Origin of the sequence: uncultured Rikenella sp., from assembly GCF_910579375.1 — a bacterium.
GTDB lineage: Bacteria > Bacteroidota > Bacteroidia > Bacteroidales > Rikenellaceae > Rikenella.
The window spans coordinates 1-15,553 of the sequence record NZ_CAJTUJ010000006.1; the positions used below are offsets into that span (position 1 = coordinate 1).

12 protein-coding genes are annotated in these 15,553 nt (G+C 59.9%); 2 read left to right on the top strand and 10 right to left on the bottom strand.

The annotated features are described in order from the left end of the window. Positions 1–666 precede the first annotated feature (666 nt). The 6 genes from QZ302_RS01325 to QZ302_RS01350 form a co-directional block, all read right to left on the bottom strand. The gene (locus QZ302_RS01325) at positions 667–1,155 is read right to left on the bottom strand and encodes a pyridoxamine 5'-phosphate oxidase family protein (RefSeq protein WP_294591618.1); all 489 of its coding nucleotides are present in this window, start codon (positions 1,153–1,155) and stop codon (positions 667–669) included. Further along, complete coding sequence (locus QZ302_RS01330) at positions 1,139–2,473, bottom strand: M23 family metallopeptidase (RefSeq protein WP_294591620.1); 1,335 nt, start codon at positions 2,471–2,473, stop codon at positions 1,139–1,141. Before QZ302_RS01330 ends, QZ302_RS01325 begins: the two co-directional genes overlap by 17 nt. A 16-nt stretch (positions 2,474–2,489) precedes the next feature. After that, positions 2,490–3,389, bottom strand: a complete 900-nt coding sequence (locus tag QZ302_RS01335) for a YitT family protein (protein WP_294591622.1) — start codon at positions 3,387–3,389, stop codon at positions 2,490–2,492. Positions 3,390–3,417: 28 nt separating this feature from the next. Then, a complete protein-coding gene (gene leuS, locus QZ302_RS01340) occupies positions 3,418–6,174 on the bottom strand; it encodes a leucine--tRNA ligase (RefSeq protein WP_294591624.1) in 2,757 nt (918 codons plus the stop codon). A gap of 14 nt (positions 6,175–6,188) precedes the next feature. After that, the gene (locus tag QZ302_RS01345) at positions 6,189–7,886 is read right to left on the bottom strand and encodes a S41 family peptidase (RefSeq protein ID WP_294591626.1); all 1,698 of its coding nucleotides are present in this window, start codon (positions 7,884–7,886) and stop codon (positions 6,189–6,191) included. 66 nt (positions 7,887–7,952) lie between these two features. Then, positions 7,953–8,411, bottom strand: a complete 459-nt coding sequence (locus QZ302_RS01350) for a hypothetical protein (RefSeq protein WP_294591628.1) — start codon at positions 8,409–8,411, stop codon at positions 7,953–7,955. 116 nt (positions 8,412–8,527) lie between these two features. On the opposite strand from QZ302_RS01350, the gene QZ302_RS01355 reads away from it, so the two are divergent. Next, positions 8,528–8,677, top strand: coding sequence for a hypothetical protein (locus QZ302_RS01355; protein WP_294591630.1), 150 nt, complete (start codon positions 8,528–8,530; stop codon positions 8,675–8,677). A gap of 818 nt (positions 8,678–9,495) precedes the next feature. On the opposite strand, the gene recN is transcribed toward QZ302_RS01355, so the two are convergent. From recN to bamD, 4 genes are read right to left on the bottom strand one after another with little or no spacing between them, the layout of a single operon-like run. After that, positions 9,496–11,199 carry a DNA repair protein RecN gene (gene recN, locus QZ302_RS01360; RefSeq protein WP_294591632.1) on the bottom strand — a complete coding sequence of 568 codons (1,704 nt, stop codon included), beginning with the start codon at positions 11,197–11,199 and terminating at the stop codon, positions 9,496–9,498. Next, positions 11,193–12,431 (bottom strand): bifunctional phosphopantothenoylcysteine decarboxylase/phosphopantothenate--cysteine ligase CoaBC, encoded by a 1,239-nt coding sequence (gene coaBC, locus QZ302_RS01365; RefSeq protein ID WP_294591635.1) that lies wholly within the window; start codon positions 12,429–12,431, stop codon positions 11,193–11,195. The genes recN and coaBC overlap by 7 nt, the downstream gene beginning before the upstream one ends. Before the next feature lie 57 nt (positions 12,432–12,488). Further along, positions 12,489–12,821 carry a DNA-directed RNA polymerase subunit omega gene (locus QZ302_RS01370; protein ID WP_294591637.1) on the bottom strand — a complete coding sequence of 111 codons (333 nt, stop codon included), beginning with the start codon at positions 12,819–12,821 and terminating at the stop codon, positions 12,489–12,491. Between the two features lie 50 nt (positions 12,822–12,871). Next, positions 12,872–13,963 carry an outer membrane protein assembly factor BamD gene (gene bamD, locus QZ302_RS01375; RefSeq protein ID WP_294591639.1) on the bottom strand — a complete coding sequence of 364 codons (1,092 nt, stop codon included), beginning with the start codon at positions 13,961–13,963 and terminating at the stop codon, positions 12,872–12,874. Between the two features lie 470 nt (positions 13,964–14,433). Here bamD and meaB point away from each other — a divergent pair, with 470 nt between their 5' ends. Then, positions 14,434–15,528 carry a methylmalonyl Co-A mutase-associated GTPase MeaB gene (gene meaB, locus QZ302_RS01380; protein ID WP_294591641.1) on the top strand — a complete coding sequence of 365 codons (1,095 nt, stop codon included), beginning with the start codon at positions 14,434–14,436 and terminating at the stop codon, positions 15,526–15,528. The last annotated feature ends 25 nt before the right edge of the window (positions 15,529–15,553 follow it).

The following is a 15,553-nucleotide window of genomic DNA, read 5'->3' on the forward strand; positions in this document are numbered from 1 at the left end:
GGTGGCGAACTGCGCGACTCTCCGAGTCGCAAAAGCTCGGCCCAGTTCGCCGCCCCAATTCTGTCGGGTTCGGGCTGCGGCGTCCGGCCCGGGCATCGAAGATGCCCCGCCGCAGGCCCGGCGGTTCGAAGAACCGCAAAAGCACGGCCTCTTCCTCTGCGCTATGAGGTTCGTCCTCGGCGCGCCCCCCTCGCGCCGCTAAAGCGTCGCCCGCGCCGAGGACGGCGATTCTGCGAATCGTGCTACTCGCTCTCGGCCCAAAGCTCGGCAAAAAAGCACAGCCCAACTCACCGCCCGATTCTCCGCCTCGTGTCCGCCTCACTACGGCTCCGCTATCGCCCGCCGCCTTTGGTCGCCCGCGGCAATTCTTGCCGGATTGGCCAAGTGCCAACCGGCAGAATATGCCCTCTTTAGGCGGGCGACGGATTTTTCGTGGGTGGGGTCAAGTTTTTTCGCACGTCGTTCTTTTTTCGCGCGCCTTGCGCGATTCATTCTATTTCGGCTCACCGCCGAAATGATTGAATCGCTTCTTTAGGCGACGGCGCGCGGCTTCGCCAACAGGAGGGTACTGCGCTCGGGCCGCGCGGGCCCCACGTCCCGTGGACGGGAAATGCTTACGCATTTCCACTGGCAGCCTCTACCCCAGCTTTCGGAACAGTAACCGAATCACCGTTCCGGCCAAAACAACTTGGTTCCGAAACCCAAAGTGTTGTCGGTATACTTCATATTCGAAACTTCCAACAGCCACAAATCGCTCAACATCGGCGCCGCAAACGGAAACCGTTTCAGATAGCCGCTGCGCGCCGCCGACAACCATTCGGCAGAGCTGTCCGCCCGATGCACCGTACCCTGAAGCTGAAGCCCCTGCAACCGCCCTACGACTTTCGATTCCAGGACGACAGAAGCTGCCACCCGGCCGTGAGCCGTAAACTGAGCGGCATGCCGCGTCTCGGTCGGAGAGGTAAAGACGAAAGCCCCGCCCGCAAAACCGAGCGTGCCGGGGGCCAGATAAGCATAAAAGAGATTGCAACACCACAATTCGCCCCCTGCCGAAGCGTCGGCAGTGGCCAGCGTCATCACCCGATGGCGTCCCACGAAACGGACGATCCGGGCGTCGACGACCGACAAAGCCGACTCTTTATTTTTTTGCTGCATAAGCGTCCATCACTTTCCGCACATCTCGCTTCGCCTGTTCGAAAGCGGCCTTGTTGCCCGACCGAATCGGCGTGCTGGGTTGCGAGGTGTTGGTCAGCGGATTGATATACTTGCCGTTCTTTTTCAACCGGTAGTCGAGGTGCGGGCCGGTCGAACCGCCGGAGTTTCCCGAATAACCGATCACCTGTCCCTGCGAAACCCGCTGCCCCTGCTGCACGGCGAAACGGCTCAAGTGCAGATAGGCCGACTCGTATCCCCCCGCGTGTTTGATCCATATGCGCCAACCGCCGCCGAACGGATCCCAGCCTCGTCGGGTCACCACGCCGCTCGCCACGGCATGCACCGGAGTCCCCACCGGACAAGCATAGTCCACGCCGTTATGCTGTCGCCGAATCCGCTTGATCGGATGAATCCGGGAGCCGAAACGGGAGGTGATCCGCGCGCTGAAGCTCAGCGGGGCCTTCAGCATGGCCTGCTTCAGGTTGACGCCCTTGTCGTCCCAATAGCCCCACTCGTCGTCCTGATTGAACCGGCAGGCCCAATAGCTCTTCCCGGCATGAACGAACTCCACGCCGTAGATCGTCCCCACGCCGACGCTGGCGGTGTCGATAAACTGCTCTTCGTACAAGACGCGGAACTTGTCTCCTTTCTGCAAGGCGAAGAAGTCGATCACTGACTGGTAGATTTTCGCCATCCGTTCGCCGAGCACTACCGGCAGGTTGTTCTCGTAAATGGTGGCGTACAGCGAACTGCTGATCGTCCCTTCGGCATAACGCTCTTCGGTGACGACCTCTTTCTTGTCCACCCGCACGTAGATGCTGTCGCACAAGGAGAAAGTAACGTAGTCGGTCTGGTTCCGCTCGTACACCAGGTAGCACAAGGTCTGGGCGCTATCCGGCGTCAGAAAAGCGGTGTAGGTGCGTCCGGCCCGGATATCGCGGGGCTCGAAACGCCCCTTGGAAAGGGCGAGGAGGCGATTGACGACCGCGATATTGACGTTGTAACGCTGATTAAGCAGCCGCGAGAAGGTCTCTCCGCTTTCGATCTCGCCGGTCTGGACTTCGAAGGCTTCGATGGGCAGGCCGTAGACTTTGCTTTGAGAGCGCATGACGATGGAGTCGAAACGCGCACTGGCAACGAGTGTGCCGTCCGTCTCGCCGCCGTAGCCGTTCGAGGGCCCGGAACAGCGCCGGATGGCGAGCAAAATGCCGAGCACGAAGATGACGCAGAGCAGAAAAAGAAAGACGACGACCAGAGGATGTCGACGGAAGATCTTACGGAAGATCAGACGAAAGGAGGGTGTTTGGGTCTGGGCCATCGCGCTTGTGGAGGTTCTATTTGGTTTTCAGAGCGTCGAATCCTTCGCCGAATACGCCCATGACGCTGGCCTGAGTAATGAAGGCTTTCGGATCGGTCTCTTTGATGATGCGGTAGATGTCGCTGGCTTCGCCGCGGCGGCAAATCACCATCACGACTTTCTGGGGGGATTTGGAGTAGGCTCCGGTGGCGTCAAGAATCGTCACGCCGCGGTTGACATCGCGCATAATGCGTTCGGCAATTTCGGCGTATTTCTGCGAGAAGACCATGATCTGTGACGAAGATTTGCTCCCCGACAGCACCCAATCGACGGCCGTCCCCATGGTGAACATGGTGACATACCCGTAAACGACGGCCGGCAAATCCCGCAGCACGATATACGCGCTGCCGACAATGACCACGTCCATGAGCATGATGAGTTTCCCGAGGCTGACGTTCCGGTATTTGTTGATGATCATGGCCAGAATATCGGTCCCGCCGGTTGAGCCGCCGACCGAGAAACAAAGGCCGACGCCGGCTCCGGCAATCCCCCCCCCGAGAATCGCGGAGAGGAGTTTATCATTGGCCAGCCCCATGAGGTCGGGCGGCAGCACCTCCTGTAACAAGGTGAGGGCGGCGGAGTTGAAGAGCACGCCGAAGATGGTTTTGGCGCCGAACCGCGGCCCGAGGATCCAGAAGCCGAAGGCGAGCAGGAATACGTTCACGACCATATAGGTCACCCCGAGCGGAATGCCGGTGGCGTAGAAAACCAGCGCGCCGACCCCGCCGACGCCTCCGCCGGCCACTTCGGCGGGCACGAGCAGGGCTGTCCAGGCGAACGAATAGAGCAACAGCCCGAAGATCATAATCAAATAGGCCCGTACTTCGCGTTTCACGTCGGCCGCGGTGATTCGGGGTTTCGACAGAGAGAGTTTCATGGGTTCAATCTGCTTCTTGATGGATGGATCAACATACGACGTTTATGATCTTGCCGGGCACGACGATCACTTTCCGAATGGGCCGCCCGTCGGTGTATTTGGCGGTCTGTTCGTCTGCCTGAATGGCGGCCGTGATCTCGTCCGGCGTCGAAGAGCGGTCGAAGGTGCGTTTGAACCGGGTCTTGCCGTTGAACGACACGGGATATTCGAAAGTCGATTCGACGAGGTATTTTTCGTCGCACTCCGGATAAGGGGCATCGCAAACCGACTCGTCGGCGGCATGTCCGAGCGGCCCATGCCACAGCTCTTCGGCAATATGCGGTGCAAACGGAGCCACGAGCGCCACGAGCGGTTCGAGTATCTCCCGCGAGGAGGTCTTCCGGTCGCACAGCTCGTTGAGGCAGATCATAAAGGCGCTCACGGCGGTGTTGAACGAGAAGTTTTCGATGTCTTCTCCGACCTTTTTGATGGCTTTATGCAGGGTTTTGCGTTCGGCATCGGTCGCCGGGGCATCGGCGACTCCCTCGACGAGCCGCCACAGCCGTTTCAGAAATTTGTGCACGCCGTCGATCCCGTTGGTATCCCAAGGTTTCGACTGCTCCAGCGGCCCGAGGAACATCTCGTACATCCGCAGGGTGTCGGCTCCATACGTATCGACGATAAAGTCCGGATTAACCACGTTGTACATCGATTTGCTCATCTTCTCGACGGCCCATCCGCACACGTACCGCCCGTCCGGTTCGAGCACGAATTCAGCATCCGCAAATTCCGGCCGCCAAGCCCGGAAGGCGTCGATGTCGAGCACGTCGTTCTTCACGATGTTGACGTCCACATGGATCTCCTGCGTATCGTACTGCTCCTTGAGACCCAAGCTGACGAAGCGGTTGGTTCCCTTGATGCGGTAGACGAAGTTCGACCGCCCCTGGATCATCCCCTGGTTGACGAGCTTTTTGAAGGGTTCGTCCTCGCATACATACCCCAGGTCATACAGGAATTTGTTCCAGAAGCGCGAGTAGATCAGGTGTCCGGTAGCGTGCTCGATCCCCCCGACATACAAATCCACGCTCCGCCAATAGTCATTGGCCTCTTTCGAAACCAGCGCGGTGTCGTTCTTCGGATCCATATAGCGCAGGTAGTAAGCACTCGACCCCGCAAACCCCGGCATGGTGCTGGTCTCGTAATGCCACCCGTCGATGCGGGCCAGCGGCGGCCGCCCGTCCGCGGTCGGGGTAAAGTTATCGGTCTCGGGCAGCACGAGCGGCAGCTCCGCCTCCGGCACGAGCCGGGGAATGCCCTCCGAGTCATACGAAACGGGGAACGGCTCGCCCCAATACCGCTGCCGGCTGAAAATGGCGTCCCTCAACCGGTAATTCACCTTCTTACAGCCCACACCCCTTCGCTCGATTTCGGCGAACATGGCCGGAATGGCCTCCTTGACATCGAGTCCGGTGAGAAAATCCGAGTTGATGAGCCGTCCCTCCTTGGCGTCATAAGAGCCCGCGGTCACATCGCACTCGATGATCGGAATGATCGGCAGATCAAAATGTTTGGCAAAGGCCCAGTCCCGAGAGTCATGCGCCGGAACGGCCATAATGGCACCCGTCCCATATCCGGCCAGCACATAGTCGCTCACCCAGATCGGAATCTCGACGCCGTTGAACGGATTCACCGCATACGCCCCGGTAAACACCCCGCTCACCCGACGGGTGTCGGCCATCCGTTCGCGTTCGCTCCGCTTCTTGGTCTCCGCGATATACGCCTCCACCGCCTCCCGCTGCTCCGGCGTAGTAATCTCCCGGATATATGCGTGCTCCGGCGCCAAGACCATGAAGGTCACGCCGAAAACCGTATCGGCCCGGGTGGTGAAAATCTCCAATAATTTAGCCTCGGGACCCGTAGTCGCAAAGCCTTTGATCGGGAAGTACATGGTCGCGCCGGTCGACCGCCCGATCCAGTTGCGCTGAATCTCTTTGAGCGATTCGCTCCACTCCAGTCCGTCGAGCCCGGCCAGCAGCCGTTCGGCATAAGCGGTCACCCGCAGGAGCCACTGCCGCATCCGCTTCTGCTCCACCGGAAATCCCCCCCGCACCGAGAGCCCGTCCTTCACTTCGTCGTTGGCCAATACGGTTCCCAGCCCCTCGCACCAGTTCACCACGGTATCGGCCTGGAAGGCCAGCCGGTAGTTCATCAGCACATCCGATTTCTCCTTCGGCGAATAGGCGTTCCACTCTTCGGCCGTAAACCGCAACTCCCGGCCGCACGCGGCATTCAGCCCCTCGTTTCCATACTTGCCGAACGCCTCTTCCAGCTCCGCAATGGGCCGCGCCTGCTGCGTGTCGTTGCAGTAATAGGAGTCGTACATCTTCTCGAAAGCCCACTGCGTCCATTTGTAGTACCCGGGATCACAAGTCCGCACTTCGCGCTCCCAGTCGAAACCGAAACCGATCTTGTCCAGCTGTTCGCGATATCGGGCAATATTCTGTTCGGTGGTCACCGCCGGGTGCTGGCCGGTCTGGATGGCATACTGCTCGGCCGGTAATCCAAAAGCGTCGTAGCCCATCGGGTGCAGCACGTTGAACCCTTTTTGCCGCTTGTACCGGCTGTAGATGTCCGATGCAATGTATCCCAGCGGATGCCCCACATGCAGCCCCGCTCCCGACGGATAGGGGAACATGTCGAGGACGTAGTATTTCGGTCGCGAAGAGTCGACGGCGACCCGGTACGTTCCCGCTTCGGCCCACCGCCGTTGCCATTTGCGTTCGATTTCTCTGAAATCGTATTCCATGTGCGTATGTCGTGTTATTTTTTCTCCGTGTCCTGCATCGTGACGATGCGTGTGTATGCCGGCTTGTCGAGCAGCAGCTCCGCCGCCCGCCAGACGACTTTGTCGCGCCGCAGCTGTCGGGCGATCCGTCCGGCGTCATAAAACCACCGGGTGGCCACGGCATCTCCCAGCGCCTCGCGAATCTCAGGCCCGAAAACCTGCAATTCTGTCCGTTTGTCTTCGCGTATCTTCACGGCGAGGGTATCGAGCTGCGGCGCAATCCGATCGGCATATTTCTCCCGCTCGGCCATCCGGCGCAACTGCTTCAGCAGGCGCTCGGTACCCGACTCGAAGGCGATGGGTTTGTCGTCCATAAAGTCGCAGAAAGCGGCATAGGTCGCATCGTCGACCGCGAAATCCGCCGCCGGGGCATGGGTCACCGCATACCGGTTGGCAAAATCGTCCACATATCCCAAGCCGATCAAAATGGCGGTAAACTTGCCGAGGTATTCGGCCGCGAGCCTCACGTCGGGCATAATCCCGCCTCCGTCATAGACCGTCCGGCCTCCGGCCGTGCGGAACGAGGCGATCAGCGAGTCAGGTATGGCCCCCACGCTCCCGTCTTCGTTCCGGTGGCTGTAATCGAGTGCCTGGATACACCGCCCGCTCGGGGTGTAGTATTTCGCCGAGGTGAGTTTGACGTATCCGTTCTCGCCGACCGGCCGGGTGGACTGCACGAGCCCTTTGCCGAAGCTCCGCTGGCCGATCACCACTGCGCGATCCAAGTCCTGCAACGCGCCGGCGACGATCTCGCTGGCCGAAGCCGACGAGCGGTCGATCAGCACAGCCAACGGCACGGTGGGGGCAATCGGTTCGCCGACCGTCCGGTAGGTGGAGTTCATCTGGGGCATCCGCCCGCGGGTCGTCACGACGACGGTATTCCGGGGGACGAAAAATCCGACGATCTTCACCGCTTCGCCCAGAATCCCGCCGGTATTGCCGCGCAAATCGAGCACCAGCCCCCGCATCGCTCCTCCGCTCTGCTGCTGAAGCGCGTTCAGGGCCGTCCGCACTTCGTCCGCGCACTTATCGGTAAAGCTGTTCAGCCGGATATACCCCACGGAGTCCCTCCCGACGCTGTCGGAAACCCAGCCGTAATACGGCACGGCCGGTATGGCAATCCGCTCGCGCTTAACCCGCACCGTCCGGGTCACGGTCGTATCGGCGATCGGCGCAATCACCAAGGTCGCCACCGTCCCTGCCTTGCCCCGCATCCGGTCGCTGGCGAAGGCGACTTCCCGACCGGCCATATCGACGCCGTCGACGGACAATATCCGGTCACCGGCTTTCAATCCCGCCCGATCGGACGGCGTCCCGCGATAAGGCTCGGCGATCTCGACCCACCGCCCGTCGCTGGATTTCCGGATCAAGGCGCCCAATCCGGCGTATTTCCCGGTGGTCATAGTCTCGAAATCGGCCATCTCCTCGGCCGGCAGGTATTCGGTGTAAGGATCGAGCCCCTCCAGCATGGCATCGGCGGCGGTCTTTACGATCTTCTTCGGCGAGGTGGTGTCGACGTAATAGAGATTGACTTCGCGGAAGATATTGAAGAAGGTCTCCATCGACCGTCCGATCTCCAGGTCGCGCCGCTGGGCGGCGACCGTGGCACTATCCGCCGTATTCTGCAGCGGTGCCGGCTGCTTCTTCGGTGCGGCCTGAGCGGCCGATAACATCGCACAACCGATCCCTGTCAGCAGGGAGAGCAATCTTATTTGCCGAAACAATTTCATAAAAGCCTGTTATGCAATAAATGTCCCCAAGCGAAAAGCTGCTCGCACGGCCTCTTTCCGATTCCCTTCGATATAAGAAATCCCGTTGGCATCGGTCGTAATCTCGATGCGGTCTTCCCACATCATCGTCACTTTCTTCCCGGTCCAAGCGGCGACAAAGAGTAGATCGTCGGCTCCATGGGTATCGGCTTCGATCCGACGAAAACCGCACTGGGCCATCACACGCTCCACATCTTCCACCCGCGAGGCGGCGTTAAACGTAAGCCGTCGCCGGGTAAAGCCGAAGAAGGGGTACAACAAGGCGAATACCACGACGACACCCAAAAAGAGCCACCCTCGCGAGGTGGTCCACAAGATGTTTAACGAGGCTGCCCCATACCCGAGTGCACGCATCAGGGCAAAGAGCACAAAAAAGAGAACAATTAAATAGAGGGCGTATTTGGCTGCCCGTATCGGATATCGGTTCATGTCGTTTTTCTGAATGTGGGTTTACTCGGTTTTTTTCGTATCCGGTGGTCTGTCGGCCGTTTTTTTGCAACGCCGGAAATCCTGCCCCGGGCTACCGCTATCGGGATACGGGCGCATTGAGCGGCGTCGGCGACGGCGGTTACAGCTGGGGTGCCACGGTCAGCGGTACCAATGGCCTGCACTTGCGTCTCACCATGACGTGGCTCAATCCCAGCAGCGCGGGAACCCGTGCCAGCAGTTTTCCGTTGCGTTGCCTCTCGGAATAAACGGTGCCGCGAGCCCGCGGTGGACAAGGGGCTGGAGCTGCCCCACGTAGCCGAACTTTGTGCGGACGGACGCCCGGGAGGTGCCGCAATTCTCGGCGCGCGAGCGGCGTGTTGCGGGCCGCCCGTGGGCAGGCGGCCGGCCCGCGCGACTCTGCGAGTCGCAACTACAACGCCCCATTCACCGCCTCCGTTTTGCGAGATTCGTCCTCGGCGCGCCCCCTCGCGCCGCTAAAGCGTCGCCCTTGCCGAGGACGGCGATTCCTTCCGGAATCGCGCTACTCGCTCTCAGTCTTAGCTGTTCGCTGCCAGCGGAGGCACAACAAGCTCCGTCGAGTTGCAGAAGCTTCACCCAAAGCACCGCCCCATTCTGCAAAATGCGTTTTCGGCCGCAGCCAGCGGAGAACGAAGACGGAGCGAAAGCGGAGTATTTCGGCCCTCCGCATCCGGGGGCTGCGGGCCGACCGTTGTCACGGGGACTTAGCTATTCGCTCGCGCCCCAAAACTCGCTCCAGTTCTCCGCCCCGTGTCAGCCGCACTGCGGCTACGCCGCGTTTTCGCGCGCCTGGGGAAATCTTGTCAAAACACACAAGCGAGTTTTGACGATTTCCCTCTCAAGGCGTGGCGCGCGGCTGTACCTACGGGAGGGTACTGCCCTTACGCCGGGCGGGCGGTGCCTCCCGGCACTCGGAATGGGTAGCTTCGGCCCAACCCCTCGCCCAGTTCTTTGCCCGCGCGCTGGCCGGACGAGAAATGCTACGCATTTCAACTGGTAGCCTCTACCCCATTCTCTGTCCGCACATAAATCCCAAAGTCTCCCGCTATCCCCGCCCCAACAACTCCCGCGCCTGTGTCCTGGCCGCCTCGGTCACGGCACTGCCGCTCAACATCGCGGCAATATGTTCCACACGCTCCTCAGGGGTCAGCAAACGAATATGCGTCCCTCCCGCAGCAGCGTCACCACCCCCTTTCGAGGCCTCCTTATATACATAATAATGGTGCTCGCCCTTTGACGCCACCTGCGGCAGGTGGGTGATATTCAACACCTGCATCGAATCTCCCATCCCGGCAATGATCGCCCCCATTTTATCCGCCACCGAACCCGAAACGCCGGTGTCGATCTCGTCGAATACGATGGTCGGCATCCGCATACTCTTCGCCACCAACCCCTTGAGAGCCAGCATCACTCGCGACATCTCGCCCCCCGAAGCCACCTGCTCGATCGGTTGCGGCGCACTCCCGGCATTCCCGCTGAAGAGCATCGCCACGTCATCCGCTCCGGTAACCGTCAAACCGTTCTTGGCCGGAACAATCCGCACCTCGAACGTAGCCCCTTTAATCCCCAACTCACTCAAAGTCTTGGTCACGTGTTTTTCGATCTTCGGAGCCGCTTTCCGCCGCCCTTCCGTCACCCGCCCCGCCTCCTCGATAGCCGTAGTCTCCAAGGCTGCAATCTGCTGCCTGAGTTCCCCCATCCGCTCCTCGGCCGCATCGAACTCCTGTAACTGCACATCCAGCTCCTGCTGCAACCGCAACAGCTCCGCCTCGGCATTCGCCTCGTCGATCCGGTGTTTCCGACACAAGGTATAGATATCGTCCAGCCGCTGGCTCACCACCGCCAGCCGTTCCGGATCGATCTGCACTTCGTCGCGCCGCCGTTCGCACTCTTCGGCCATATCCTTCAGTTCGAGATATGCGCTCTCCATCCGCGCTGCCAACTCTCCGGCCGCCGGATAACGCCCCGCCAATTTGCTTAAAGTCTGCTGCATAGCCCGCGCTCCGATCGTAATCCCCCCTTCGAGCGGCCCGTCGTCCGCCGTCAGCATCCCGACGCAAAAATCCAGTCCCTGAGCAATCTCCTCGGCATAGGTCAGCAGGTTCTGCTCCTCTTCCAACTGCGCCACCTCGCCCGGCTTCAACTTCAGGGCCAACAGCTGTTCCAGCTGGTACTGCAAATAGTCCCGCTCTTTCGCCGCAGCCTCGTTCGCCGCCACCACCTTATTGAGCTCGGTTTTCAAGGCATTGAGATGCCGGAAATGCCCGGTGTACGAAGCCACGAGCGGCAGGTGTCCCGCCACGGCATCCACCAGATGGGTCTGAAACCCCGTCCCAGCCAACAACAACGTCTGATGCTGGGAATGGATATCCACCAGCCTGTCGGCCACAGCCCGCAAAGCGCTCAAATTCACCGGCGTATCGGAAATAAACGCCCGGCTCTTCCCCGCAGCGGTAATCATCCGCCGCACGGTAATCACCTCTTCCCAATCCAGGTCGTTCTCTTCGAAAACCGGCAAGAGATCCTCCTTATACGGCGCCACGTCGAACTCGCCTTCGATCACGCAGGAGTTCTCGCCGTCCCGGATCATGGCGGCATCGGCTCTCGCTCCTCCCAGCAAAGACAACGCCCCCAAAAGGATAGATTTCCCGGCCCCCGTCTCCCCGGTGATGATGTTCAACCCCGGGTGAAAGTCGATGTCGAGATGGCCGATAATGGCGTAGTTTTCTATGTTCAGATGTTTCAGCATATTTCCGCGAATTTCCGCGTCATATAGTCCGCAATATCTCCCGCCACTTCCGTTTTGGATTTCAAGGGGATAGCCGTCTCCGCCACGGCCGGATTCCGGTCGATGATCGTCACCCGGTTGGTATCGGTTCCGAACCCGGCCCCCGCATCGCGCAACGAGTTGAGCACGATGGCGTCCAGATTCTTAGTCTCGAGTTTATGTCTCGCATAAGCCCCCGACTCTGTGGCCGAAGTCTCCAGCGCAAACCCGATGGTCACCTGCCCGTCCCGTTTCAGCCGCCCCATCTCGGCAGCGATATCCCGGGTGGGTTTCAGCGTGAGGACGAACGGCTCCGCAGCCGAGTGTTTATACTTCTCGGTCCACGGAGCCGCGGGTGTGTAATCGGCCACGGCGGCGCAAAAAACCGCCCCGTCCATCTCCGGAAAGCACTGCCGGCAAGCCTCGTACATCTCCGCAGCGGACAAAGCGGTGACTACGGCGATATTCCGATACCCCCGCGACAAAGTCGCGGTCGCCTGTCCGCTCACCAAGGTCACCTCGGCCCCCCGCGCAGCCAGCGCCTCGGCGATGGCGTACCCCATCTTCCCGGTGGAATAGTTGCTGACGAACCGAACCGGATCGATCGGTTCGACCGTCGCCCCGGCGGTGACCAATATTTTCTTCCCCTGCAACAAAGCATCTCTTTCGGAAAAAACGGCGCGCAGATAGTCGATGATCTCCTCCGGTTCCGCCATCCGTCCCTTGCCGACGAGGCCGCTGGCGAGCTCCCCGTCGCCCGGTTCGACAATCCCCACACCGTCCCGCGCCCGAAGCAAGGCCAAATTGGCCTGCGTGGCCGGATGCCGGTACATGTCCAGATCCATCGCCGGCGCCACGCTCACCGGACACCGCGCCGACAGATAGGAACACAACAGCAGCCCGTCGGCAATTCCTGCGGCCATCTTCGCCAGCGTATTGGCGGTGGCCGGAGCGATCAGGTAGTGATCCGCCCACTCGCCCAAGGAGATATGGGAGTTCCACGCTCCATTGGTCGGGTCGAAGTTATCGACGAGCACCGGGTGCCGGCACAAGGTGGCCAGGGTCAGCGGCGTAATAAAATCCCGCGCGGCCGGAGTCATCACGACCCGCACTTCGGCCCCTTCTTTGACCAAGGCGCGTATAAGCATAGCCGCCTTATAAGCGGCTATGCTTCCGGTAACTCCCAACAGGATATGTCTCCCTTTCAATGACATGCCTTGTCTCTGTGGATTAAAATGCGTACGAGGGGTTCTGCTCGTCCCGCCAAGCGACTATTTTTCCGCCGCCTGCGGATTCCGTTCCCGAAAAGCGACCTCCCCTTCGAGGTACTCTTCGACGGCGATCAGGGTCGGTTTCGGCAAACGTTCGTAATGCCGCGAAACTTCGATCTGTTCGCGGTTCTCGAAGGTCTCTTCCAGATTGTCCGTGGCGAACGAAAATTCCGACAACTTAGACGCCAGCTCCTGTTTCAATTCGCTGTTGATCTGGTTGGCCCGCCGCGCGATGACGTTCACCGTCTCATAAATATTCCCCGTGGCCGCATCCAGTTCGCTGAGGGTACGGGTCACCGTATTGGTCGGTATCTGCTGTCCTTTGATTTCCATATGTCTGCTTGTAAATTCTGTGTCCGAATCCGAAAATTATCGCGTGTGCTCTACTTCTCCGTCTCCACCCATATCTTTTCCTCCTCTGCCGCCTCCTCGGCAACGGCCCCCTTCTTCTCGCGCTTGCGCAGCCGGGTGTCGTTCTTTTTCAACTGTTTGGCCTCGGCCTTGATCCGCCGCTGCTGCTCTTTGAGCAGCGCCTCGTCGGCCCGCAACTTCCGTTTGGCCGCATCGCGCTCCAACTGGTCGGTGATGGTGCGGAGTTTCTCTTTCTGCACCCGAATTTCAGCCTTGAGGCTCTCGGCATCAATGCGGTTCTTTTCGATATCGACCGCAGCCTGCTGGTTCTGGTCGACATAGGCTTTCGCGTCGCGGAACATCCGGTTGAGGCTCCGCAAGGCTGCCGCGCTCTCGGGATATTCGCTCCGGAAGTTGTAGTACGAGTCGACCATCTTCATATACCGATCCAGTTTCCGCGCCGGGACGCTGTTCTTGGCATAGTTGTACCACGACTGGCAGATCAGGTACATCATCTGTTCGCGGTACGGCGTTTCGGGCATCTCCTTGAGCGAGTAGCGCAGAGCGGCGACCGATGCCGGATAACGTTGCAGTTTGAAGTACAGCGATGCGTTGATGAAAGCCTTTTCGTAGAGTTTCTGTTGCAACTCTTCGAGCATCATCCGGATATCCTCGGCTTTGATACTCTCGGGATGGCGGTTGAGGTATTCGTTGAAGGTGGTGATCGCCTTGTGGGTCTCCGCCTGGTCGCGTTCGGCCGGCCGCGAGAGGTGATAATAGCACATCGGCAGGAGATATTCGGCCTCTTCGGCGAACGGCCTCCGGCTGAAGTTCTTGCGATACTGGTCGAACCCTTCGGCCGCCAGTTCGTAGAGCCCCTGCATGTAGTATGCTTTGGAGGTGTAGAACAGCAACGTGTCGGCCCGATCGGTGCTGTACAGGTCGTTGTACGCGGCTTCGAAATAATCGGCGGCCTGCCGGTACTTTTTGTGGCGATAGGCATCGATACCGGCCTGGTATATCTTTTCGGTATCCTTGCTCTTGAGCAGTCTGTTCATCTGGCTGCACGAAGCCAGCGCAGCAACGGCTGTCAGGAGCAGAAGGGTGATCCTCAGGTATCTCATAGGAAAGATGGGGTGGTCGTATCCGTTAATTCGCAAAGGTAATAAACTTTTTTGGAACGTAGGGCGCGCCCGCCGAACGGCATTTTTCACCTTCGACGAACCGAGGGCCGGGAGACCCCCGCCCCGGGCTACCGCGACTACGGCCGCACGGACTGGGAGGGCATAGCAAGAAACGTCGGCGGCGAGGGTACGGTCTGGTCTGCATCGGTGCCCAGTGGCACCCAAGGCATGAACTTGAATTTCCACGTATCATGGCTCTATCCCAGCAACGCGAATTACCGTGGCTACGGTTTTCTGTTGCGTTGCCTCTCGGAATAAACGGTGCCGCTCGGCACTCGAATACTGGCCGGGTCTACCCTACCTCTACCCCAAGAACCAACCGCTTCTACCCGAAAGATACCCCAAATAACCGGCAGCCTCCACCGTGTCAAATTATTTTTAACTTTGTTGTTATCTAAATCGAACCGAACGTGGAGCATTACGAAGAACACCATAAAGAGACTTTCAGCGACAGCGCGCTGGCGGTGGCATCGGGCATCGAGCAGCCGCCTGCGGTCAATCCGCATTACAAGCGGCCCCGGCGGCATCGGCTGTCGGCGGATGAATACGTGGAGGGGATTCTGGCGGGCAATACGACGCTACTCAGCCAGGCGATCACGCTGACCGAGAGCCTGTTGCCGGAGCATCATGTATTGGCGCAGGAGATTATCGAGCGGTGCCTGCCTCATTCGGGGCGGTCGGTGCGGATCGGCATTACGGGGGTGCCGGGCGCCGGAAAGTCGACCTTTATCGAAGCAATGGGCGGTCGGGTGACGGGACTGGGACACAAGCTGGCCGTGCTGGCGATCGATCCGAGTTCGGAACGGACGAAAGGGTCGGTGCTGGGGGACAAGACGCGGATGGAGACGCTGGTGCACAATCCGTCGGCGTTCATTCGTCCGTCGCCGTCGGCGGGGTCGCTGGGCGGGGTGGCGCGGAAGACGCGGGAGAGCGTGATTCTGTGCGAAGCGGCGGGGTTCGATGTGATTTTCATCGAAACGGTCGGGGTCGGACAGTCGGAAACGGCCGTGCACTCGATGGTAGACCTCTTTCTGCTGATCCAGATTTCGGGAGCGGGGGACGAATTGCAGGGCATCAAGCGGGGCATTATGGAGATGGCCGACCTGGTGGCGATCAACAAAGCGGACGGCGACAATGTGCAACGGGCCGAGTTGGCACGGCGTCAGTTCCAGAACGCCCTGTCGCTGTTCCCGATGCCGGAATCGGGCTGGAAGCCGCGGGTCTACACCCTCTCTTCGACCGAAGGGCGTGGGGTGACGGAGCTGTGGAGCGGAATCGAAGATTACCTGAAGTTCACCCGGGCCAACGGCTATTTCGACCGGAACCGGAGCCGGCAGGCAAAATATTGGATGTACGAGACGATCGACGCGGAGCTGCGGGATCATTTCTATAAGTCTCCGGCCATCGAGCCGTTGCTGGGCGAGTACGAGCAACGGGTTTTGGAAGACCGGATCAGTTCGTTCGCGGCGGCCCACGAGCTGTTGGATCGCTATTACAAGAAATAACAGAGCCGGTTCTATCCTATCCCCC